Source organism: Chitinophaga sp. (assembly GCF_036569185.1).
Classification (GTDB): domain Bacteria; phylum Bacteroidota; class Bacteroidia; order Chitinophagales; family Chitinophagaceae; genus Chitinophaga.
The window spans coordinates 41,776-64,198 of the sequence record NZ_DATCRD010000354.1; the positions used below are offsets into that span (position 1 = coordinate 41,776).

A 22,423-nucleotide genomic window follows, 5' to 3' on the forward strand; every position below is an offset into this window, starting at 1 on the left:
CGGTAACCGATAACAATACTCGCAAAACGAGTTCCTCAAAAGGAACTCGTTTCTTGTTTTCTCAGATTTATATTATTTAAAGCCTATTGACTATATGAAGCATTTGCTTTCATTTCTAATACCTGTCTTTGCCCTGTTTGCATTCCGTGCAAACGCGCAGGACGCAGATCCTAAGCCTGTTAAATGGCAGTTTTCTGCGGAAAAGAAAAACGACCAGGAATATGCACTTCATCTGAAAGGCACCATAGAAAAAGGGTGGCTCCTGTTTTCCACCACCATGGGAAACGATGATCCCAATACCAGGGTAGCGCTGGATAGCAGCATTAAAGCCACTATTTCCGGCATCACGGAAAATGGTAAACTGGAGAACCGTAAAGAGCCATTATTCGATAATCTTGAGATCAAATATTTTGAGAACGAAGTGGAACTGGTAGCGGCAGTAAAAGCTACGGGTCCCGTTTCAAAACTTTCCGGCACCATTACTTACATGGTGCTGAAAGGAGAAGATGCGGTACCGGAAGAAACTACTTTCAGCGTACCCGTGGAAGCGCCAGCCACTGCCAAAGCAACTGCTGATACCACAGGCGCCACTGCTGCGGGCGACGATGTAGCGGATGATGATGCTTCCAATAAGTCTTTATGGTGGATTTTCCTGGCCAGCTTTGGCGGCGGATTCATTGCACTGATCACACCCTGTGTGTTCTCTATGATTCCTATTACTGTAAGCTTCTTCACCAAGCGCAGTGAAACCAGGGCACAGGGTATTAAGAATGCATTTACTTATTCCCTGTCCATTATCGTTATTTATACCCTGTTGGGCTTCCTGATCACCAAAATATTCGGGGCGAGCGCGCTGAACTCTCTGGCCAGCAATGGTATTGCCAATATGATCTTCTTTGTGATCTTCCTGCTGTTTGGATTCTCGTTCCTGGGGGCTTTTGAAATCAGCCTGCCCAGTTCCTGGGCTAACGTGTCGGATTCCAAAGCGGGAATGGGCAGTATGCTGGGTATTTTCTTTATGGCGCTTACGCTGGCCATTGTGTCTTTCTCCTGCACTGGTCCTATTTTAGGAAACCTGCTGGTACTGGCTGCAAAAGGAGGCAACTCCGGACCGCTGGTAGGCATGTTTGGGTTTTCACTGGCACTGGCTATACCATTTTCCTTATTTGCCCTGTTCCCGAGTTTGCTGAATAAGATCGGTAAATCCGGCGGATGGCTCAATGCAGTGAAGGTAACGCTGGGTTTCCTGGAACTGGCGCTGGCGCTGAAATTCCTGTCGAATGTAGACATGGCGTATCACTGGAACCTGCTTGACAGGGAAATATTCCTGGCCCTGTGGATTGCTATTTTCGCGCTGCTCACGTTGTACCTGGTGGGTAAGCTGAAGTTGAGCCACGATAGCGACGTGCCTTTCCTCACGGTTACCCGTCTCTGTTTTGCCATCGCTGCTTTCACCTTCACCATTTACATGGTACCTGGTATGTGGGGCGCGCCATTGAAAGGGATCAGCGGATTCCTGCCGCATGAAGGCTCACAGGACTTTAATCTCAATAAATCACTGGTTGATATACAGGCGTCCCTGGAAAGTGGCGGAGGAAGCGGCGCTGGTAGTAACAGCAATGTGAATGTGGTGAAGCCAAAGAAACTGGTAGATATCCTGCATTCAGAAATTCCGGGTGTGGAAAACCTGTTCTTCAACTATGAAGAAGCGCTGGAAGCCGCTAAGGTGGCTAATAAGCCGTTGATGCTCGACTTTACCGGTCATACCTGTGTAAACTGCCGCAAATTTGAAAAATCGGTATTGTCTGCCCCTGCGGTAATGAAGATCCTGCGCAACGATTTTGTGGTGGCTTCCCTGTATACCGATGAGAAAACCTCCCTGCCGGATGAAGAGAAATATGTGTCTAAAACAACCGGCGAAAAAGTGAATAACGTAGGTCAGCGGAACCAGGATATCGAGGTGACAAACTTCAACCGTAACTCACAGCCTTATTACATCCCGGTAGACCTGGAAGGTAAGCCGCTGGCGAAAAAGGGCTATGGTTATGATCCGAAAGAAGACGTGGATGCCTTCGTGAAATATCTCGAAGAAGCAAAAGCAGAGTTTGCAAAACGTCATGCGAAATAAATAATCGCTATAAAAAAGAAAGGCCGCTTGTATTACACAGGCGGCCTTTCTTTTTTATAGCTTACATCAAAATGGGTAACTGATTAGTTCTGCGCCGCTGATCTTCTCCTGCTGGCCGGTGGTAAGGTTTTTCACGCTCACCAGGTTTTCCTGCAGTTCAGATTCGCCGAGGATGATCACATAAGGAATAGCTCTTTTATCAGCATATTTCATCTGCTTATCCATCTTGGCCGGTTCATGAAACAGTTCGGCTGCAATGCCCTGCCGGCGCAGTTGCATCATGTAGCTGAATGCTGCACGGGCACTGGCTTCCCCGAGGTTCAGGAATAATACTTTGGTAGATTGCTGCGCGGTTTGCGGGAATAATTTCAGTTCTTCCAGTACATCGTAAATACGGTCAACACCAAAGGAGATACCTACGCCGGAAATACCAGGCAGGCCAAAGAGCCCCGTCAGATCGTCGTACCGGCCGCCACCGCCAATGCTGCCCATTTTCACCGCAGGAGGCGCTTTTACTTCCACGATCATACCAGTGTAGTAATTAAGTCCGCGTGCGAGTGTTACATCAATGACAGGAGAGGTATTGAAAGTGGCGTAACCGGAATTGAGCACAAACGACAGCTCTTCAATGCCTTTCAATGCGGTGGCGGAGGATTGCAGGAGCGTGGTCAGCTGCGCGAGCTTTTCTTCGCTGTTTCCGTCAATGGCCAGGAACTTTTCGATGGTATCAATATCAGCACCGGTTAACCCCCGTTCCTGTAATTCTTTTCTTACACCCTCAGCCCCTATTTTATCCAGTTTATCTATGGAGATGGTGATATCGGTGAGCAATTCGGTTTTGCCGATCACTTCTGCGAGGCCAAATAATATTTTACGGTTATTGATGCGGAGCTCATATCCCTGCATGCCTAATTTGGTAAGCACGGTATCATAGATCAGCAGTAATTCTACTTCATTCAGTAAGGAATTGCTGCCTACCACATCGGCATCGCACTGGTAGAACTCGCGATAGCGGCCTTTCTGAGGCCTGTCTGCCCGCCATACCGGTTGCATCTGGTAGCGTTTAAAGGGAAGGGCCAGTTCGTGCTGGTTCATGACCACGTAGCGTGCAAAGGGAATGGTGAGGTCGTAGCGCAGGGCTTTTTCGGTGATTGCGGCCACCAGTTCCCTGTTGTCTTTAGCCTGCCGGGCTTCGTCAAAAATTTCTCCGTTGTTCAGTACTTTGAACATCAGTTTATCTCCTTCCTCGCCATATTTCCCGGTGAGGGTAGATAGATTTTCCATCGCGGGTGTTTCCAGCGGCTGGAAGCCGAATACTTCGAACGTTTCGCGGATGGTCTGGAAAATATAGTTACGCTTTCTTACTACTACGGGGCCAAAATCACGGGTGCCTTTGGGAATACCGGGCTTTATCATCTCAAAAAATATTAAAAATTTTATAGTTGCTGGTCTGCGATGTTTTCGCAGGCCTCATAGATCATTTTATAAACGGGTGCAAACAGTGCATCATCAAACCAGGGATCAGGAACATCCTGCTGATCCGGCAGCAGGAAGGCTACCTTTGCTTTATCTGCGTCGTTACGGGCTTTCCGCAATACATCGGCATAATTATTCCTGTCCATAACATAGATGCGGTCAAAGGTATCAAAGTCGGCGGCCTGGAATTGCCTGCCTCTCAGCCCGGTGATGTCCACACCATTTCTTCTGGCTTCCTTTATGGAGCGGTGATCCGGCGGATCACCCACGTGCCAGTTACCGGTGCCGGCGGAGTCAATTTCCCATTCCAGCCCTCTTGCTGTTGCCAGATGTCTCATGATCCCCTCTGCCAGCGGGGAACGGCAAATATTGCCCAGGCAAACCATCAATATCTTCATGCGGATGAATATTTGAATATCAGGCCGCAAACCTACAAGATATTATGGAAATGTGTGTCTATTTGCATCTTTTAACAGGAATCGGGAGAAAAAGCAGGGATTTTCAGGTTATAGAGGGAGGTTTACTGCAAACTATAATATCCAGTAAATGATCATATTTTAAATCAAAAAATTACAACATGTTGAAAAAATGCCTCAAATTGCGGCTGGACAAGTAAAAGAGTGCGGTTTTAAGTCAGTTTTTTAACATTCTTCTAAAATTCTCTATACCCGATTAAAAAATTATTTTTTGTATAATTGTAATTCGCAACATGGAAACACACGAAGAACAAACAAGCAGACGGCAGGAAAACAGGTATCGGCCAATGGGTGAGCTGATCAGGGGAATATTCTTTATACTCTTTGGTTTGTTCGCAATTTTTGCGGAAAAACTGGGATTGGGTGAATTCAGGTTATCCCCGCAGATGATGAGTATTGTTGGTGCGGTTTTGATAGTCTACGGCCTCTTTAGGGTTTATAACGGAGTGAGAAAACTTTTTTTTAACAGGAACTAAAGAGGTGTGATATGTTTTTCAGTTTAGAAAGAATGAATGCTGTATATTTAGCAGCTATTATATTGATGATGGCCTCGTGCGGGCCAAATCCAAATGCGAAGAAATTAGATACAGCAACAGAAGGCACCATCCGAATCAGTGTGGATGAAACATACAAGCCGCTGATTGATTCTGAGATAAAGGTTTTTGAATCACTGTATCCGAAAGCACATATCATCCCTACCTATAAACCGGAGGCTGATTGCTTTAAAGATCTTTTAAATGATAGTGCCCGTTTGGTAATCGTTACCCGCGATTTCAACCAGCAGGAACGCGACTACTTCAAGCAGATTAAAATTACGCCTAACAGCCTTTTACTTGCCTGGGACGCACTTGCGCTGGTAGTAAATAAAGATAATCCTGATTCTGTGCTGAATATGGAACAGGTGAGAGGGATCATGGATGGCACCAACGATGAAAGGAAATGGCAGCTGGTGTTTGATAATGCCAACTCAAGCACTGTGCGGTATATTATGGATTCCATCAATAAGGGTAAGCCTTTGCCAACCAATACAATGGCTGCGAAAACAAACCCTGAAGTGGTGGATTATGTAACAAAAAATAAGAACGCGATTGGAGTAATAGGTGTTAGCTGGATCTCTGATCCTAACGATTCATTGTCAATGGCTTTTACACGTGAAGTATCTGTAGTTAGACTTAGGGCAGACAATGGTTCGGAATTTGTTAAGCCATACCAGGCCTATATTGGTATAGGCACCTATCCGTTAAAACGCGGCTTTTTCTATTGCCTGAAAGAACCATATCACGGTCTTGGCAGTGGATTTGCAACGTTTCTCGGCAGTTATGAAGGACAGCTTGTAATGAAGCAGTTCCGGTTATTCCCGGCGAGATTGAATGTAGTATTCAGGGAAGCCAACCTAAAGTAGAAGAAAAACACAACTAAAACTAAAAAACCAGATTGCATGAACAAACGGAAAAGTTTAATCGTAGCATTGCTTTGCGCTGCCTCAAGCAGTGTGATGGCCCAATCTGTGGAAGACGGACTGAAAGACCTGTATTATGGTAAGTACCTGTCTGCCAAGCAGAATTTAGAGAAAGTGATCGCAGCAAAGCCTACGGAAGACAAAGCGTATTATTACCTCGGTATAGCCCAACTTGGTATGGAGGATGTTGCAGGTGCAGCCGCTACTTTCCAGAAGGGTTTGCAGGCGGTTCCCACCTCTGCTTTACTGCAGGTTGGTATGGGGCGTATTGACCTGCTGAAGGGAGACGCTGCTGCTGCTAAAGCCAAGTTTGAAGGCGCCAGCACTGCCACACAGGGCCGCGATGGCGATGTTGCCCGTGCTATTGCTGATGCCAACAGCGAAATCAAAGGTGGCGACCGTGCATATGCCCTCACTGTGATGGAAAAACTCCTGAACAATGAAGGCCGTAAGAAAAAAGAACAATACACGCCAACTGCAGCCGACTATATTGAACTGGGAGATGCTTACCGCTTCCTGGGTGGTGAAAATGGTGGTAAAGCCATCACTACTTATGAGAAAGCACTGGAGCTTGATCCTAACAACGCTGAAGCAGTGATGAAACAGGGTTTGGTGAACTATAACGCCAGGCTGAAAGCAGAAGCTGTGGCTGATTATACCAAAGCTACCAACATGGATCCTAAATATGGCCCGGCTTTCTATGAACTGTTCCTGTTCTACACTACTCCTAAGAAAGATCAGCTTTCCTGGGAAAATGCAGCGCAATACCTGGAAAAATACATGGCGGTAGCAGATCCTGCTGATAAAACTAAAAACGAACTGCTGGCGGCTTCTATCTCTTTCTTCAAGAAAGATTATGATGCGGCTATCAGCAAAGGCCAGGCAGCATTGTCCGGTGCTACTGATGCCAATAAAAACCAGTTGGTTCTGCTGATCGGTGACTCTTATCTCCAGAAAGGCGATTCCCTGAACGCACAGAAAACAATGGATGCTTATGTGCAGGAGGTAGGCGAAAGCAAACTGGATTCAGCAGACTATAAACTGTTGTCAGCCATCTACATGAAGCTGAAATCCTCTGATTCCGCTACTCAGGAAGGTTACACTACCAAAGCCCTGGGTTACCTGGAAAAATATGCTAACTCAATCACTTCAAAGGATCCGGAAACATTCATCCAGATCGCTGATCAGCTGAAAGCAGCCAGGAAATATACCGCTGCAGCAGAATGGTATGATAAAGCGAATCAACTCAGCCTTGCCAATAAGATACAATTACAGGCGATCGATTACTTCAACGTAGGTATCAACTACTACTATGGTGCAGTAAATGTTAAGCCTTTCGATACTACCCTGCTGGCCAAAGCTGATTCTGCTTTCCAGAAGGTGATTGAAGCGAAACCTGAACTGGGTACAGGTTACTATTGGAGAGGTCAGAGCAATTTTGCGAAAGACCCACAGGCTCAGGCTGGTGTAGCAAAACCTTTCTACGACAAGTATATAGAAATTTCTGAAGTGGATCCTGCTAAAAACAGAAGTACACTGATCAATGCTTACACTTACGAGCTGTTATATTACTACTTTAAGGAAGATAAAGCCAACGTTAAGGTATATGCCGATAAACTGTCTGCCATAGATCCGAATAACAGTGCTGTTAAACAGATCAACGAAAACATGGCTGCCCGCGAAAAACCGGCCGCTAAGCCAGCTGCCAAACAGGGCCAGAACAAGAAATAAGCATTATTTGCATATAATTGCTAAAAAACCTCCTGTACTCACAGGAGGTTTTTTAGTTTCCGGTTGGTGAAAAAAGATAATATTTTAACTCCTAATAGATTTGATAATTGGTCAACTTACAGTATTTTTGCGCATTCGGACAATGTTTTTATCGGGAAGCTTATGTATACAGAAACTGTATTTTTGTCAGCAACGACCACTCCTTTTAGCTATTTCCCTATAGTACTGCAATTAATTGCTGCTTTAGGTTTCGTTGGGATCACGATGTTAGCTACTCACTTTTTAGGTCCTAAACGCAAAACCAGCGACAAGCTTATTAACTTTGAAAGTGGTATCGAGCAAAAGGGCAACGCCCGTCAGCCGGTGGCCATCAAGTACTTTCTGACCGCTATTCTTTTCGTGTTATTTGATGTGGAAGTAATCTTTTTCTATCCTTATGCGGTTAATTTCAGGGAGTTGGGATGGGAAGGCTTTACAGCTGTGCTGATGTTTGTGGGCTTCTTTTTATGTGGATTTATCTACATTACAAAGAAGGGTGCACTGAAATGGGAAGATTAATTAACTCTTTAAACTAAAACCAATGGCTCGTCCGGTTCAATATAATAACAAGGTGAAGATGGTGGAAATCCCCGAGGGATATTCCGGTGAAGGGTTTTATGCCACCTCTTTTGACAAGGTGATAGGTTTGGCGCGTAAAAACTCTATCTGGCCTTTGCCATTTGCTACCTCCTGCTGCGGTATCGAATTTATGGCTACCATGGCAGCCACTTACGATATGGCCCGTTTCGGGGCTGAACGTATGGCCTTTACGCCGCGCCAGTGCGATCTGCTGATGGTAATGGGCACCATTTCCAAAAAAATGGGACCTATTGTACGCCAGGTATACCTGCAAATGGCAGAACCACGCTGGGTAATGGCGGTGGGCGCCTGCGCTTCCAGCGGTGGTATATTTGATACCTATTCTGTTTTACAGGGTATAGACCAGGTGATTCCGGTAGATGTGTATGTGCCGGGATGTCCTCCAAGACCGGAAGGCATCATCGATGGCTTCATGAAAATACAAGCCCTGGTAGGCCAGGAAAGTCTCCGCCGCCGTAACTCCGACAGGTATAAAGAACTGATGGAGTCTTACGGTATCAAGTAAGCAGAGGGGAATGGTTAATTGTAAATCGTAAATTTCAAATTGTTAATGTCTTTAACAAACGAACGCATACAGCAACGCCTGACGGAGAAGTTTGGAGATGTGCTAACCGGCTTTGAAGAGCCGTTTGGGCTGCTTACCCTCACCGCACAGAAAGATTATAACCTGAAAGTAATGCAATTCCTGTTTGATGATGAGGAATTGCGTTTTCGTTTTTTAACGGATATCACTGCTGTGCATTATCCTGAACGGAAGAACGAAGAACTGGCAGTAGTATATCACCTGCATAACCTGCAGGATAATATCAGGCTCCGTCTGAAAGTTTTTGCACCCGTAGCCAAACCAGATGTTTTTACAGCTACTAAACTGTACGAATCTGCCAACTGGATGGAAAGGGAAACTTACGATTTCTTCGGGATCAACTTTGTAGGGCATCCTAACCTGATCCGTGTACTGAATGTAGACGAAATGACCTATTTCCCCATGAGAAAGGAATTTCCGCTGGAAGACTCCATGCGCATCGATAAAGATGATGAGATGTTTGGAAGGGGAGGAAATCTTTAATACAACGAGGTTATGTTAGATCAGAAACAACATATAAAACTGCCGGAAGGCTCTATAGAAAAAGATACGCAAACGCTTAACCTGGGCCCTACGCACCCGGCTACGCATGGCGTATTTCAGAACATTCTGGAAATCGATGGCGAACGTATTGTAAGCGCTGTTTCTACCGTAGGGTATATTCACCGCGCATTTGAAAAAATTGCAGAACGCCGCCCTTATTACCAGATCACACCGCTCACGGACCGCCTGAACTACTGCTCCGCCCCTATCAATAATATGGGCTGGCTGCTCACAGTAGAAAAGCTCCTCGGCATTGAAACGCCTAAAAGAGTGGATTACCTGCGCGTAATCATCATGGAGCTGGCCCGTATTGCAGATCACCTGATCTGTAGCTCTGTAATGGGAGTAGATACCGGTGCATTAACCGGCTTCGTATACGTGATGACCTACCGCGAACTGATCTACGAAATTTATGAAGAGATCTGCGGTTCCCGCCTCACTACCAACATCGGCCGTATTGGTGGATTTGAAAGGAATTTCACCCCCGCAGCCTTTGCAAAAATAGAACGCTTCCTGAACGAATATCCTGCTGTACTGAAAGAATTTGAAACCCTGCTTACCCGTAACCGTATTTTCATGGAACGTACGCAGGGCGTGGGCGCTATCTCTGCGGAAAGAGCGCTCAGTTATGGGTTCACCGGTCCTAACCTGCGTGCAGCCGGTGTCGACTACGATGTGCGCGTAGCCAATCCTTACAGCTCTTACCAGGATTTCGACTTCTCTATACCGGTAGGTACTACCGGCGACAGCTACGATCGTTTCCAGGTGCGTAACGCGGAAATGTGGGAAAGCATCAGCATTATCCGCCAGGCGATGGATAAACTGAAAAGCCTGCCTGCAGATGTTTATCACGCAGATATTCCTGCTTATTACCTGCCTCAGAAGCAGGATGTGTATACAAAAATGGAAGCACTCATCTATCACTTTAAAATAGTGATGGGAGAAGCGGATATACTTCCGGGTGAAGTGTACAACGCAGTGGAGGGGGCCAACGGCGAACTTGGTTTTTACCTGATCAGCGATGGTGGCCGCAGCCCTTACCGGTTGCACTTCCGCCGTCCCTGCTTCATTTACTACCAGGCCTACGCCGAACTGGTACAGGGCTCTATGCTGAGCGATGCGATCGTTTGTATGAGTAGCCTGAACCTGATTGCAGGTGAACTGGATGCGTAGTTGCGCTATTGAATATTTCGAAGATTAAAGCTGAATAAAAAAATGGCTGTGGTTCAATTTTCTGAAGAGAAACTGAATAAAGTAAAAGAAATCATTGCACGCTACCCGGAAGGGAAGCAGAAAAGTGCATTGATACCGGTGTTGCACCTGGCTCAGGAAGCATTTGGTGGATGGCTGAGTGCAGAAACAATGGACTACGTTGCAACTTTACTGCAACTGAAATCAATTGAAGTGTATGAAGTAGCTACCTTCTACAGCATGTTTAACCTGAAACCCGTAGGTACCTATTTATTTGAGGTATGCCAAACAGGTCCGTGCATGGTAAGTGGCTCCGATCAGATCATTGATTACATTAAAAGCAAGCTGGGTATCGGCGTAGGTGAAACTACCGCCGATGGGCTGTTTACCCTTAAAACGGTGGAATGCCTCGGCGCCTGCGGTTATGCTCCCATGATGCAATTGGGTAAACATTACCGGGAACACCTTACGCCGGCCAAAGTAGATGAAATCATTGCAGAATGCAGGTCTAAAGCAAACGCCAACTGATGCATCCAAAGAACAACATGATCATGCGTTTAAAGGAAATGTATCAGCGCCACAAATTATTAGTGGTGGAGGCAATACTGCTGATGGTGTTACTCACTGCGCTGTGGCGGATCGATAACTGGCTTGTTTCCGTTACCTGTGGCGTAAGCGCAGGGCTCCTGTTCTACAGGCTGGCAGAACGCATTTCGCAACACGGCATACGTAAGGCATAAAAGATATACACAAATCTGGTAATGGCGCCGGGAATACCGGTAACATTACACCATAAGGAAGACAATGGGACGCAAATTACTGTTAGATAAAGCACATATTGAAGGCATCCGGTACTTTGATACCTACCGGAGCAACGGCGGTTATGCTGCAGCTGAAAAAGCGCTGAAAACCCTGGGGCCGGACGGCGTACTGGACGAAGTGAAGAAGAGTGGCCTGAGAGGCCGTGGCGGCGCAGGTTTCCCCACCGGCCTGAAATGGAGTTTCATCGCCAAACCGGAAGGCGTGCCACGCTACCTGGTTTGTAATGCGGATGAATCGGAACCAGGTACGTTCAAAGACCGCTACCTCATGGAATTTATTCCTCATCTCCTCATTGAAGGATTACTGATCTCCAGCTTTGCTCTCGGCGCTAACAGTTGCTATATCTACATCCGTGGAGAGTATGCCTGGATCCCGGATATCCTGGAACAGGCCATTGCAGAAGCAAAAAATAAAGGCTGGCTGGGTAAAAATATCCAGGGTAGCGGTTTCGATCTTGAAATATATGTACAACGCGGCGCCGGCGCCTATATCTGTGGTGAAGAAACGGCCCTGATAGAATCCCTGGAAGGCAAACGCGGTAACCCGCGCATTAAACCGCCATTCCCTGCGGTGAAAGGCCTGTGGCAGTCGCCCACAGTGGTAAACAACGTGGAAACACTTGCTGCTGTAGTACCTATTATCAATATCGGCGGCGACGAATACATTAAATACGGCACCGGCAAATCTACCGGTACCAAGCTCATTTCCGCCTGCGGTAATATCAACAAACCCGGTGTTTATGAAATTGAAATGAATATCTCTGTAGAAGAATTCATCTATTCCGATGAATACTGCGGTGGTATCAAAAATAATAAAAGGCTGAAAGCCTGTATCCCCGGTGGTTCTTCCGTACCGGTATTACCCGCTAACCTGCTGCTGAAAACAGCAAAAGGCGAAACCCGTATGATGACCTATGAAAGCCTGGCCGATGGCGGGTTTGCAACAGGTTCTATGCTGGGCTCCGGCGGATTTATAGTGATGGATGAAGACCAGTGTATTGTGCGCAACACCCTTACCTTCGCACGTTTTTATCACCATGAAAGCTGCGGCCAGTGCAGCCCCTGCCGTGAAGGTACCGGATGGATGAAGAAAGTACTGCACAATATTGAGTACGGTAAAGGCAAAATGAGCGACATCGATTTACTGTGGGACATCCAGCGTAAAATAGAAGGGAATACGATTTGCCCGCTCGGCGATGCAGCAGCATGGCCGGTAGCAGCAGCCATCCGTCACTTCCGTGATGAATTTGAATGGCATGTGGCAAATCCCGACGAATCACAGACCCGTAATTTTGGCCTGGCCCATTACGCAGATCCGTTGCCGGTGCCAACACCTGCGGCGGTATAACAGGTACGCATCTACTGAAAAAAAGAATCTATATATAACAAACGTTGCTCCCCGTGAGCACAAAAGATATTAAGATGGCGGAGGAAATAAAATTATTTAAGGTTAAAATCGATAACATCTCTGTAGAGGTGGAACCCGGTACAACCATATTGAATGCGGCCCGGAAGATAGGAGGAGAAGTAGTGCCGCCGGCCATGTGTTACTATTCCAAACTGCAGGGCAGCGGTGGTAAATGCCGTACCTGCCTGGTAAAAGTATCTAAAGGCTCCGATGCCGATCCGCGCCCCATGCCTAAACTGGTGGCCAGCTGCCGCACCACTGTAATGGATGGTATGGAAGTAGCCAACATCACTTCACCGGAAGTACTGGATGCACGTAAGGGCGTGGTGGAATTCCTGCTGCTCAATCACCCGCTGGATTGCCCGGTTTGTGATCAGGCGGGAGAGTGCCACCTGCAGGACCTGAGCTATGAGCATGGCGCTGATGCCACCCGCTACGAGTTCAAGCGCAGAACATTTGATAAAGTGGATCTCGGCGATCATATCAAACTGCACATGACACGCTGCATCCTTTGCTACCGTTGTGTATACACTGCCGATCAGCTCACCGAAAAACGCGAACATGGTATCCTGGGCCGTGGAGATGCTTCCGAAATCAGCACCTACATTTCCCAGTCGCTCGATAACGACTTTATCGGTAACGTTATCGATGTTTGCCCGGTAGGCGCTTTAACCGATCAAACCTTCCGCTTTAAAAACCGCGTATGGTTCCTGAAACCGGTAGACGCACACCGCAACTGCGAAAATCCGAAATGCTGCGGTAAAACTGTGCTCTGGATGCGTGGTGATGAAGTATTCCGCGTAACTGCCCGGAAAGATAAATACGGGGAAGTGGAAGATTTTATCTGTGATACCTGCCGTTTTGATAAGAAAGATGCAAAGGACTGGATCATTGAAGGTCCGCGCAAGATAGAACGTAACAGCGTTATTTCCCAGGGTCACTACGTAAATACCGTAAAACCTAAAGATCCGCTGGTGGAAGTACTGGATGGCAGACAACCACGGTTGTTGTTTGATATCCACTCTGAAAGCAAGGTAAACAGGCCGGATATTGATCTGTCGAAGATCAACGGACCTGCTCACTCTGATGATTTTAAGAAGTAACAATCGTAATTACGTGTAAGTATGACCTTATTAAGCATAGATTGGTTTTTTGTAATTGAAAAAGTGCTCCTGATATCGGGAGTGCTGGTACTTTCACTGGTAGTGGCCATGTATTCCACCTGGGGCGAAAGAAAGGTAGCCGCCTGGATCCAGGACCGTTTAGGCCCTAACCGCGCAGGTTTCATGGGACTGCTGCAACCGCTGGCAGATGGTGGTAAGCTCTTCTTTAAAGAAGAGATCATTCCTGCCAATTCCAACCGCTTCCTCTTCGTATTAGGTCCTTCTATTGCCATGCTGGTAGCCTGTATGACCAGCGCGGTGATCCCCTGGGGCGATTCGCTGGTAATTGCCGGCCGCACCGTTTCCCTGCAGATCGCAGATGTGAACATCGGGATACTCTTCATCTTCGGCGTGGTAAGTATGGGCGTATATGGAATTATGATCGGTGGCTGGGCCTCCAATAATAAATACTCCCTGCTGGCTTCTGTACGTGCAGCTTCACAGATCATTTCCTATGAGCTGCCAATGGGACTTGCACTGATCGCATTACTGATGCTCACCGGCTCCCTGAGCCTGAAAGATATTGTAGAACAACAGCGTCATGGTTTATGGAACGTGGTGTATCAGCCATTAGGATTTTTTATCTTCCTGGTATGCGCTTTTGCTGAATGTAACCGCGCTCCATTCGATTTACCGGAAGCTGAGAACGAACTGAATGGTGGTTATCACCTGGAATATTCTTCCATGAAACTCGGTTTCTTCCTGTTCGCGGAATATATCAACATGTTCATCAGTTCTGCGCTGATCTCTACCATGTACTTCGGTGGTTATGCCTTCCCTTACATGGATAAGCTGGGCCTGGATCCGAACGTGGTGACCATCCTCGGGTTCCTGGCATTGTTTGTAAAAACACTGCTGTTCATTTTCTTCTTTATGTGGGTACGCTGGACGGTTCCGAGATTCCGTTACGACCAGCTGATGCGCCTGGGATGGAAGATCATGATCCCGCTGGCACTGGTAAATATGTTGATCACCGGAGCCCTGGTATTGGCCCGTCAACACTAATTATTATCTGATTAAATACACACAGAACGTGTGGATTAAATAAAGCATTCATTATGCAAGCATTAACTAACAGGGCAAAAGCAGTAGACCGCCGGCCAATGACACTGGCCGAGAAGATGTACATTCCTGCTATTGCCAAAGGTATGGGTATCACTTTTAAGCACCTTTTTCAGAAGAAAGCCACTGTTAGCTTTCCTGAAAAAAAGCGTGATTTCAGCCCCGTATTCCGCGGGTTACATGTGCTGAACCGGGATGAAGAAGGACGTGAAAGATGCACCGCCTGCGGATTGTGCGCAGTGGCCTGTCCTGCTGAAGCCATTACCATGGAAGCAGCAGAAAGAAAAGAAGGGGAAGAGCACCTGTACAGGGAAGAAAAGTATGCAGCGAAATATGAGATCAATATGCTCCGTTGCATTTTCTGTGGTTTTTGTGAAGAAGCTTGTCCGAAAGATGCAGTTTATATGTCTGAAACATTTGCCCCTGCAAACTACCAGCGTAAAGGCTTTATCTATGGAAAAGATGATCTGCTGATTCCTCATCCGAAAGAAGGCAAATAATATTATTCACAGCGCACATTTAGCTAAAAATACAATAGTCAAACATAGCAGAGATGGGAATGAGTATACAACAAATAATTTTCATGGTGCTGTCGGTCGTGGCGCTGGTATCAGCGCTGGGCGTGGTATTGAGTAAAAATCCTGTGACGAGCGTGTTGTGCCTGATCGTAACATTCTTTACCATAGCAGGGCATTACATCATGATGAATGCCCAGTTCCTGGCAGTAGTACATATCATTGTATATGCGGGCGCTATCATGGTATTGTTCCTGTACGTACTGATGCTCATGAACCTGAATGCTGAACTGGAGCCCCAGAAGCGTAACTGGCTGAAATATGCCGGCGCTATCAGCGGTGGTGCATTACTGGTGGTACTGGTGGCTGCATTACGCGATGCCAGCATGCCGGCCCTGAGCACAAGTGCTACTGATATCGGGCTGATCAAAAATCTTGGTGTGATCCTGTTCAAACAATATGTGGTGCCGTTTGAAGTGAGCAGTATCCTCTTCCTCAGCGCAATGATCGGCGCCGTGGTAATCGGTAAAAAAGAATAGCCATACGGATGAATGATCCGTAATTTCTAACTCGTAATTTATTTTATGCCTGTTCAATATTACATATTCCTGAGTATCGCCTTGTTCTGCATAGGTGTGATGGGTGTTCTGATGCGCAGAAATGCGATTATTATTTTTATGTGCATAGAGCTGATGCTGAATGCAGTAAACCTGCTGATGGTATCATTTTCCAAGATGTGGGCAGATGCAGGCAGGGTAGATGCCGGTTCTGCACAACTCTTTGTATTCTTTATAATGGTGGTAGCAGCTGCAGAAGTGGCGGTTGGACTGGCTATCATTACGATGGTATACAGAAACACACACTCAGTAGATATTAACATTCTTAACAGGCTGAAAAATTAATAATTCTGCTTTCTCAATTATTAAATTTTTCGACGTCGTAAATAGAATTGATAAATGATTAATCTTGTTTGGCTGGTACCATTTTTACCATTATTGGGTTTCCTGGTGAATGGATTGGGACGCAGATTTTTATCCAAGTCCCTGGTAGGATTTGTTGGAAGTGGCGCAGTGCTGGCGTCCTTTGTGATTAGCTTATTAATATTTCTGGAAGTTAAAGCCCCGGGATTTTCCGCACAAACAGTGCACCTGTTTGATTTCATATCTGTAGGCTCCCTGCAGATTCCTTTCGCCTTCCAGGTAGATCAGCTGAGTGCCTTGTTCCTGCTGGTGATCACCGGCGTTGGTACGCTGATCCATATCTACTCTACTTCTTACATGCACGACGAGAGCGATGAAGGCTTTGCAAGATATTTCGCTTATCTCAACCTGTTCGTCTTTTCCATGTTGATACTGGTGCTGGGCGCCAACTATGTGATGATGTTCATTGGCTGGGAAGGTGTTGGTCTTTGTTCTTATCTCCTCATCGGGTTCTGGTTTAAAAATACCAGCTATAACAATGCAGCAAAAAAAGCATTCGTGATGAACCGCATCGGCGACCTTGGTTTCCTGATCGCCATCTTCTTCATGATCCTGCAGTTTGGTACGGTTACTTTCCCTGAAGTATTTGCCAAAGCAGCGCCACTGGGCATGAACAACGGTATTATCACCGCTATTGCCATGCTGATGTTTGTAGGCGCCATGGGTAAATCTGCACAGATTCCTTTATATACCTGGTTACCGGATGCGATGGCAGGTCCTACGCCGGTATCAGCCCTGATCCACGCGGCTACGATGGTGACCGCCGGTATCTATATGATTGCACGCAGCAACGTGATCTATACCCTGGCGCCGCATATACAAACGGTGATTGCTGTTATTGGTCTCGCTACCGCCCTGTTTGCCGCCTCTATTGCATTAAAGCAGAATGATATTAAAAAAGTACTGGCTTATTCAACCGTGAGCCAGTTAGGTTATATGTTCCTGGCCCTGGGTGTGGGCGCTTATGGAGCCGCGGTGTTTCACGTAATGACGCACGCCTTCTTCAAAGCCCTGCTGTTCCTCGGTTCCGGTTCCGTGATCCACGCAATGGGTGGTGAACAGGATATCAGGAAAATGGGTGGGCTCAGAAAGTTTATGCCTACCACTGCCTGGACATTCTTCGTAGGATGCCTGGCTATTGCAGGTATTCCCGGTTTCTCCGGCTTTTTTTCCAAAGATGAGATCCTGGCAGAAGCGTTTGCCAACAACCCCGTTCTATATGTATTGGGTCTGATAGGCGCGCTGATGACAGCTTTCTACATGTTCCGTTTATATTATATCACTTTCAGCGGTAAATTCCGCGGTACCCACGAACAGGAGCATCACCTGCATGAAAGCCCTGCTGCTATCACTGTTCCATTGGTGATCCTGGCAGTACTTTCAGTGGTAGGTGGTTATGTTGGTTTACCGGAAGTTTTTGGAACGAAGAACATGCTGGCAGAATACCTGGCGCCGGTGTTTGCACCGTCTGCGCCTTTCGCTGTGGAACATCACCTGTCGCACAACACTGAGTGGCTGCTGATGGGAGTGAGCAGTGTATTGGTAATTGTATTTATCCTGCTGGCTCGTCAGAAATTCACGAAGTTTGAAGATGCAGGTCAGGAAAGTACTGGTTTGGCAAAAGTGCTCGAAAACAAATGGTATATAGATGAACTGTATGATACTATTATCGTAAAGCCATTGTATGAATTGTCCCGTTTCTTCCGCGATGTGGTGGAAAAAGCGGGTATCGACAAACTGGTGAACGGCGTAGGCCGCGGTGTACAATGGGGGGGGCAGCAGATCCGCCTGGTACAGAACGGACAGGTAGGATTTTACATCTTTGCGATGGTCATCGGTATGATCTTATTATTTGTGATCGGATTCTTATTATAAACCAATAGCAGAAGTTACAAGCGCAGATAAATTATGTTGACAGTTTTATTAATATTGATTCCTTTCATAGCGGGCCTTATTGCATTTGGTTTGAAGGGATCCGGGCCAAAAGTGCTGGGCATGATCTCATCGCTGGCAACAGTGGTGATAGCAATCGGATCGTGGTGCCGCTTTCGTACTGCTCCCGACAGCCTGAACTTTGTTGCCAACTGGATTCCGCAGCTGGGGAGTCAGTTCCGTGTTGGATTAGATGGAATGGGTGTGATGCTTTGCTTACTTACAGCGATTGCTTCCCTGCTTGTTTTCATTACTATTTATAACCGCAGCTACGAAAAGGCAAATGTCTTTTATGGTTTGATGTTATTATCGCAGGCCGGCTTAACCGGTGTGTTCACCGCTTTTGATGCCCTGCAGTTTTACATATTCTGGGAACTGGCCCTGATCCCTGTTTATTTCCTCTGCTCTTTGTGGGGTGGTGAAAAACGGATCACGGTTACCTTTAAATTCTTTGTATACACTTTCCTGGGCTCGCTGCTGATGCTGGTAGGTATTATCTACCTCTATTCACAAACACCGGATCACTCTTTCAGCTGGACTTCCTTCACCACTATGCAGGTGAACCCGGAAGACCAGAAATGGCTGTTCTGGTTGTTCTTTGTGGCCTTTGCCATTAAGATGCCGGTATTCCCTTTTCATACCTGGCAACCCGATACCTATGAGCAATCGCCTACGCCTGTTACCATGATCCTTTCCGGTGTAATGGTGAAAATGGGTTTGTTTGGCGTGATCCGCTGGCTGCTGCCGGTATTGCCACAGGGCGCTGCCATGTGGTCTGATGTGGCGATTGTATTATGTATCATCGGCATTATTTACGCCTCCTGCATCGCCATGGTACAAAACGACCTGAAACGGTTAATTGCTTACTCTTCCATAGCCCATATCGGTTTGATGTGCGCAGCTATTTTCGCCAATAACGAACAAAGCCTCCAGGGTATAATGGTACAGATGTTTAACCACGGTATCAATATCATTGGCTTGTGGATCATCGTGGAAGTAATCCAGAACCGCCTGGGTATCAAAAACCTGGACCAGATGGGCGGCATGGCGCAAAAAGCGCCGCGTATGGCTATTTTCCTCGTTATTATCAGTTTGGCTAACATCGGCTTACCACTTACCAATGGTTTCATTGGGGAGTTCCTGATGTTCAGCGGATTGTTCCAATATAATCACTGGTTTATGGCATTTGCCGGCTTAGGTATTATCCTTTCTGCTGTGTATACCCTGGGTATGATTCAGAAGGTGATATTTGGCGAGGGAAATGAACTGACCGCAACTACTACAGATCTGCAGCCTGGTGAAACGCTGGCTTTGAGCCTGGTGGTGATCATGATCATAGTGCTGGGCGTTTATCCCAAACCTATGCTGGACCTGGTGAGCGGCACATCTGAAGTGGTAAGTAAATTATTCTGATCTTCAGCTATCAGCTGAATACCGGAATGGAAAAATTTGTAACGGGGTTTTGTAACGCAAAAATATGAATGCACTAATTTCTACTGCTTTATCGGGCGTTGTACTGATGTTTGTTGGTTTATTTGTACGCAATAAGCAGCATATTAAATTTTTTGCCATCGCGGCCATCCTCATAGCATTTATTGCTAACCTGGCGCAATATCCGTCTGCAGAGCATGGCGGGTATATTATGTATGGTATGATTGAAGTGACCAAATTTGGTGTGCTGTTCAATGCAGTAGCATTGGGCGCCACCTTGTTATATTTCCTGTTATCAGGCAGTGAGTTTGAAAAGGTAGGAGAACATGTGGCCGATTATTTCGCACTGATATTTTTTATCCTGGCAGGTATTTCGCTGGCCACCTCATTCAGCAACCTGCTGATGTTGTTCCTGGCGGTTGAAATTATGTCTATCCCGCAGTATATCCTTGCGGGTGCTGATAAGAAAAGCCTGAAAAGTAATGAAGCTTCCCTGAAGTATTTCCTGATGGGGTCTTTCTCTACCGGTATATTGCTCATGGGTATTACCCTGATTTATGGCGCTGCCGGCACTTTCGATATTGCCGGTTTGGGACTGGGTGCAGAAAGCGTACACCCGTTGGCGTTATGCGGTATCATCCTGATGGTATTTGCACTTGCCTTTAAAGTATCTGCAGTACCATTCCATTTCTGGACACCGGATGTATATGACGGATCTCCTACTGTGTTCACCTCTTTTATGTCGACTGTAGTAAAAGCGGGCGGATTTGTGGCTTTCCTGCGGATGTTCCACAGCAGCTTTGCGGGAGGTAACATCAGCGGACACTGGACGCTGGTCCTTTCCATTATCACTGCTGCTACCCTGGTACTTGGTAACTTCAGCGCAGTATTCCAGCAAAGTGTAAAACGCATGCTGGCTTATTCCAGTATTGCACAGGCGGGCTTTATGCTGTTTGCAGTAGTAGCAATGAACAACAGGGGGACAGAGGGAATCATCCTTTATGCTGCTGCTTACAGTATTGCTACCATCGGCGTGTTTGCAGTGCTGATGAAACTGAAAGACTATACCTTTGAAGGGTTCAACGGCCTGGCCCGCAAACAGCCTTTACTGGCCGCAGCGGTAGCAGTATTCCTGTTCTCCCTGGCAGGTATCCCGGTAACCGCCGGTTTCTTTGCCAAATACTTTGTTTTATCTGCCGCTATTGAACATGGTCATATTTTATGGCTGGTACTGATCGCGGTGTTGTGTGCTGCCATCAGCGTATACTATTATTTCCGGGTGATCATCGCCATGTATTTTAAACAGGGCGAACCTGAAGTAGAACCCGTTTCCGGTGGCTTTAAAGCTGCCCTGGTGCTGGCTATTGCCCTGGTACTGGTATTGGGCCTGTTCCCCAACCTGTTATTATGCTGGCTGTAAAAGCTGTTGGCTTATAAAATAACCGGGAAGACCGAAGCGATTTAAATGATCCGCTTCGGTCTTCTCTTTTATACTACACGCCGTTCATCCCAAATTGAATGGATTAAATAGGTATATTACGTTAACTTTATAGGTAACCCTTTATTATGCAATCAAGAGATATTTTTTCCCTGGCATACCGTTCTGTAACCAGCAACAAGTTGCGCACAGGTCTTACTGTGTCTATCATTGCATTGGGTATCACGGTGCTTGTAGGGATCCTTACGGCCATCGACAGTATGAAGAGCAGTATCTACAGCAGTTTTGCAAGTATGGGGGCCAACAGTTTCTCTATCCGTAACCGCGGGATGCAGGTGCATATCGGGGATGATGACAGGAAGGCTTCTAAAGGAAACAAGAATATAAAAAAGGTAAAGAAATCCAACAGTAATAAAATTATCCGTTACCAGGAAGCGGTGGCATTCCGCGACCGCTATACGTTTCCTGCTACCGTAAGCGTGTCTCTCCAGGCTACCGGCATTGCCACAGTTTACAAGGACGATAAGAAAACCAATCCCAATGTACAGGTGATAGGAGGCGATGAGCACTACCTCCAGATCTCCAATTATGAAATTTCACAGGGCAGGGATTTTAACCAGCTGGATGTACAGTCCGGAAGAAATGTAGCGATCCTTGGTGTTGATGTAGCGGAAAAACTTTTTGGCAAACAGTTAAAGAATGTGGTGAATAATACTATCCGGGTGGGGGATATCCGTTATCGTGTGATAGGTGTACTGAAGTCAAAAGGCAGCAGTAAAATGATGAGTGCCGATAATGTCGTGATCACCACGGTGAACAATACCCGCAGGGTATTTAACCGGCCTAATGCCAGCTACCAGATTGCAGTGGCTGTGAAGGATATTAAACAGATGGATGCTGCCCAGGGAGAAGCTACCGGGTTGTTCCGCATTATACGGGGATTGAATATCAATGAAGAAGATAATTTTGAGATCAGCAAAAGCGATAGTATCGCCGAAATGCTCTTTTCCAGTTTAGGGAAGGTAAACCTCTTTGCCATTGCGATCGCTTTTATTACACTGTTTGGTTCTGCTATTGGCTTAATGAATATTATGTTGGTGTCTGTAGCGGAAAGAACACGCGAAATAGGCGTCACCAAAGCGCTGGGGGCTACCAGTCATGTTGTACGCACCCAGTTCCTGTATGAATCCATCATTATCAGTGTGATGGGGGGATTGATCGGTGTTTTTGTGGGCATGCTCCTGGGAAATATCGTTTCCGCAATACTTGAATCTTCCTTTATTGTGCCCTGGTTCTGGATCTTCGTGGGGGTATCTATTTGTGCTGCAGTAGGGCTCGTTTCCGGTTTATATCCTGCCTATAAGGCTTCCAGATTAGATCCTATCATTGCCTTGAGATACGAATAATATTTTATTATCTTGTTGTTTTCCATGTTCATGTAAAACAA

Annotated in this window: 22 protein-coding genes; 20 read left to right on the top strand and 2 right to left on the bottom strand. The window is 46.4% G+C overall.

The features are described 5' to 3' along the window. Nucleotides 1–94: 94 nt before the first annotated feature. Nucleotides 95–2,128: a protein-disulfide reductase DsbD family protein gene (locus VIM72_RS27020; protein ID WP_332005929.1), complete on the top strand. Its 2,034-nt coding sequence runs from the start codon at nt 95–97 to the stop codon at nt 2,126–2,128. A 66-nt stretch (nt 2,129–2,194) separates the two neighbouring features. Here the strand turns inward: VIM72_RS27020 and hisS are convergent, their stop codons facing one another. Both hisS and VIM72_RS27030 read right to left on the bottom strand, forming a co-directional pair. Further along, nucleotides 2,195–3,544, bottom strand: coding sequence for a histidine--tRNA ligase (hisS, locus tag VIM72_RS27025; protein WP_332005930.1), 1,350 nt, complete (start codon nt 3,542–3,544; stop codon nt 2,195–2,197). A 20-nt stretch (nt 3,545–3,564) separates the two neighbouring features. Then, the gene (locus VIM72_RS27030) at nt 3,565–4,002 is read right to left on the bottom strand and encodes a low molecular weight protein-tyrosine-phosphatase (RefSeq protein ID WP_332005931.1); all 438 of its coding nucleotides are present in this window, start codon (nt 4,000–4,002) and stop codon (nt 3,565–3,567) included. 311 nt (nt 4,003–4,313) lie between these two features. Here VIM72_RS27030 and VIM72_RS27035 point away from each other — a divergent pair, with 311 nt between their 5' ends. The 19 genes from VIM72_RS27035 (at nt 4,314) to VIM72_RS27125 (ending at nt 22,382) form a co-directional block, all read left to right on the top strand. Beyond that, entirely contained in the window at nt 4,314–4,556 is a 243-nt protein-coding gene (locus VIM72_RS27035) for a hypothetical protein (protein WP_332005932.1), read from the top strand. Nucleotides 4,557–4,567: 11 nt separating this feature from the next. Then, nucleotides 4,568–5,482, top strand: a complete 915-nt coding sequence (locus VIM72_RS27040; RefSeq protein WP_332005933.1) for a substrate-binding domain-containing protein — start codon at nt 4,568–4,570, stop codon at nt 5,480–5,482. 36 nt (nt 5,483–5,518) lie between these two features. After that, nucleotides 5,519–7,270, top strand: coding sequence for a tetratricopeptide repeat protein (locus tag VIM72_RS27045; protein WP_332005934.1), 1,752 nt, complete (start codon nt 5,519–5,521; stop codon nt 7,268–7,270). A 66-nt stretch (nt 7,271–7,336) separates the two neighbouring features. After that, the gene (locus VIM72_RS27050) at nt 7,337–7,828 is read left to right on the top strand and encodes an NADH-quinone oxidoreductase subunit A (protein WP_332005935.1); all 492 of its coding nucleotides are present in this window, start codon (nt 7,337–7,339) and stop codon (nt 7,826–7,828) included. Between the two features lie 22 nt (nt 7,829–7,850). Then, nucleotides 7,851–8,414 (top strand): NADH-quinone oxidoreductase subunit B, encoded by a 564-nt coding sequence (locus VIM72_RS27055; protein ID WP_142683785.1) that lies wholly within the window; start codon nt 7,851–7,853, stop codon nt 8,412–8,414. A gap of 45 nt (nt 8,415–8,459) precedes the next feature. Next, entirely contained in the window at nt 8,460–8,975 is a 516-nt protein-coding gene (locus VIM72_RS27060; protein WP_142683784.1) for an NADH-quinone oxidoreductase subunit C, read from the top strand. A 12-nt stretch (nt 8,976–8,987) separates the two neighbouring features. After that, the gene (locus tag VIM72_RS27065) at nt 8,988–10,208 is read left to right on the top strand and encodes an NADH-quinone oxidoreductase subunit D (RefSeq protein WP_332005936.1); all 1,221 of its coding nucleotides are present in this window, start codon (nt 8,988–8,990) and stop codon (nt 10,206–10,208) included. A gap of 42 nt (nt 10,209–10,250) precedes the next feature. Further along, a complete protein-coding gene (locus tag VIM72_RS27070; protein ID WP_332005937.1) occupies nt 10,251–10,754 on the top strand; it encodes an NAD(P)H-dependent oxidoreductase subunit E in 504 nt (167 codons plus the stop codon). Beyond that, the gene (locus VIM72_RS27075; protein ID WP_332005938.1) at nt 10,754–10,966 is read left to right on the top strand and encodes a hypothetical protein; all 213 of its coding nucleotides are present in this window, start codon (nt 10,754–10,756) and stop codon (nt 10,964–10,966) included. Before VIM72_RS27070 ends, VIM72_RS27075 begins: the two co-directional genes overlap by 1 nt. 64 nt (nt 10,967–11,030) lie before the next feature. Beyond that, on the top strand, nt 11,031–12,395 hold the full coding sequence (nuoF, locus tag VIM72_RS27080; protein ID WP_332005939.1) for an NADH-quinone oxidoreductase subunit NuoF: 1,365 nt from the start codon (nt 11,031–11,033) through the stop codon (nt 12,393–12,395). A gap of 53 nt (nt 12,396–12,448) precedes the next feature. Continuing rightward, on the top strand, nt 12,449–13,558 hold the full coding sequence (locus VIM72_RS27085; protein ID WP_332005940.1) for a 2Fe-2S iron-sulfur cluster-binding protein: 1,110 nt from the start codon (nt 12,449–12,451) through the stop codon (nt 13,556–13,558). Between the two features lie 21 nt (nt 13,559–13,579). Beyond that, nucleotides 13,580–14,623: an NADH-quinone oxidoreductase subunit NuoH gene (gene nuoH, locus VIM72_RS27090; RefSeq protein WP_332005941.1), complete on the top strand. Its 1,044-nt coding sequence runs from the start codon at nt 13,580–13,582 to the stop codon at nt 14,621–14,623. Between the two features lie 53 nt (nt 14,624–14,676). After that, nucleotides 14,677–15,180, top strand: a complete 504-nt coding sequence (gene nuoI / locus VIM72_RS27095; protein WP_142683778.1) for an NADH-quinone oxidoreductase subunit NuoI — start codon at nt 14,677–14,679, stop codon at nt 15,178–15,180. Between the two features lie 59 nt (nt 15,181–15,239). Continuing rightward, on the top strand, nt 15,240–15,734 hold the full coding sequence (locus VIM72_RS27100; RefSeq protein WP_332005942.1) for an NADH-quinone oxidoreductase subunit J: 495 nt from the start codon (nt 15,240–15,242) through the stop codon (nt 15,732–15,734). 45 nt (nt 15,735–15,779) lie between these two features. Further along, nucleotides 15,780–16,097, top strand: coding sequence for an NADH-quinone oxidoreductase subunit NuoK (gene nuoK, locus VIM72_RS27105; RefSeq protein WP_079469422.1), 318 nt, complete (start codon nt 15,780–15,782; stop codon nt 16,095–16,097). Nucleotides 16,098–16,151: 54 nt separating this feature from the next. Continuing rightward, nucleotides 16,152–18,050 carry an NADH-quinone oxidoreductase subunit L gene (gene nuoL, locus VIM72_RS27110; RefSeq protein ID WP_332005943.1) on the top strand — a complete coding sequence of 633 codons (1,899 nt, stop codon included), beginning with the start codon at nt 16,152–16,154 and terminating at the stop codon, nt 18,048–18,050. A 33-nt stretch (nt 18,051–18,083) separates the two neighbouring features. Next, nucleotides 18,084–19,520, top strand: a complete 1,437-nt coding sequence (locus VIM72_RS27115; protein ID WP_332005944.1) for an NADH-quinone oxidoreductase subunit M — start codon at nt 18,084–18,086, stop codon at nt 19,518–19,520. A gap of 64 nt (nt 19,521–19,584) precedes the next feature. Further along, on the top strand, nt 19,585–20,958 hold the full coding sequence (locus VIM72_RS27120; protein WP_332005945.1) for an NADH-quinone oxidoreductase subunit N: 1,374 nt from the start codon (nt 19,585–19,587) through the stop codon (nt 20,956–20,958). 146 nt (nt 20,959–21,104) lie between these two features. Next, entirely contained in the window at nt 21,105–22,382 is a 1,278-nt protein-coding gene (locus VIM72_RS27125) for an ABC transporter permease (RefSeq protein ID WP_332005946.1), read from the top strand. Nucleotides 22,383–22,423 lie beyond the last annotated feature (41 nt).

What these genes read in the sequence shown, in the direction of transcription:
- VIM72_RS27070 (WP_332005937.1), top strand. Translation starts at nt 10,251, where the DNA reads ATGGCTGTGGTTCAATTTTCTGAAGAGAAACTGAATAAAGTAAAAGAA.
- VIM72_RS27100 (WP_332005942.1), top strand. Translation starts at nt 15,240, where the DNA reads ATGAGTATACAACAAATAATTTTCATGGTGCTGTCGGTCGTGGCGCTG.
- VIM72_RS27060 (WP_142683784.1), top strand. Translation starts at nt 8,460, where the DNA reads ATGTCTTTAACAAACGAACGCATACAGCAACGCCTGACGGAGAAGTTT.
- nuoL (WP_332005943.1), top strand. Translation starts at nt 16,152, where the DNA reads ATGATTAATCTTGTTTGGCTGGTACCATTTTTACCATTATTGGGTTTC.
- VIM72_RS27030 (WP_332005931.1), bottom strand. Translation starts at nt 4,002, where the DNA reads ATGAAGATATTGATGGTTTGCCTGGGCAATATTTGCCGTTCCCCGCTG.
- VIM72_RS27125 (WP_332005946.1), top strand. Translation starts at nt 21,105, where the DNA reads ATGCAATCAAGAGATATTTTTTCCCTGGCATACCGTTCTGTAACCAGC.
- VIM72_RS27020 (WP_332005929.1), top strand. Translation starts at nt 95, where the DNA reads ATGAAGCATTTGCTTTCATTTCTAATACCTGTCTTTGCCCTGTTTGCA.
- nuoF (WP_332005939.1), top strand. Translation starts at nt 11,031, where the DNA reads ATGGGACGCAAATTACTGTTAGATAAAGCACATATTGAAGGCATCCGG.
- VIM72_RS27040 (WP_332005933.1), top strand. Translation starts at nt 4,568, where the DNA reads ATGTTTTTCAGTTTAGAAAGAATGAATGCTGTATATTTAGCAGCTATT.
- VIM72_RS27055 (WP_142683785.1), top strand. Translation starts at nt 7,851, where the DNA reads ATGGCTCGTCCGGTTCAATATAATAACAAGGTGAAGATGGTGGAAATC.
- VIM72_RS27115 (WP_332005944.1), top strand. Translation starts at nt 18,084, where the DNA reads ATGTTGACAGTTTTATTAATATTGATTCCTTTCATAGCGGGCCTTATT.
- VIM72_RS27065 (WP_332005936.1), top strand. Translation starts at nt 8,988, where the DNA reads ATGTTAGATCAGAAACAACATATAAAACTGCCGGAAGGCTCTATAGAA.
- VIM72_RS27075 (WP_332005938.1), top strand. Translation starts at nt 10,754, where the DNA reads ATGCATCCAAAGAACAACATGATCATGCGTTTAAAGGAAATGTATCAG.
- nuoI (WP_142683778.1), top strand. Translation starts at nt 14,677, where the DNA reads ATGCAAGCATTAACTAACAGGGCAAAAGCAGTAGACCGCCGGCCAATG.
- nuoK (WP_079469422.1), top strand. Translation starts at nt 15,780, where the DNA reads ATGCCTGTTCAATATTACATATTCCTGAGTATCGCCTTGTTCTGCATA.
- hisS (WP_332005930.1), bottom strand. Translation starts at nt 3,544, where the DNA reads ATGATAAAGCCCGGTATTCCCAAAGGCACCCGTGATTTTGGCCCCGTA.
- VIM72_RS27035 (WP_332005932.1), top strand. Translation starts at nt 4,314, where the DNA reads ATGGAAACACACGAAGAACAAACAAGCAGACGGCAGGAAAACAGGTAT.
- nuoH (WP_332005941.1), top strand. Translation starts at nt 13,580, where the DNA reads ATGACCTTATTAAGCATAGATTGGTTTTTTGTAATTGAAAAAGTGCTC.
- VIM72_RS27120 (WP_332005945.1), top strand. Translation starts at nt 19,585, where the DNA reads ATGAATGCACTAATTTCTACTGCTTTATCGGGCGTTGTACTGATGTTT.
- VIM72_RS27045 (WP_332005934.1), top strand. Translation starts at nt 5,519, where the DNA reads ATGAACAAACGGAAAAGTTTAATCGTAGCATTGCTTTGCGCTGCCTCA.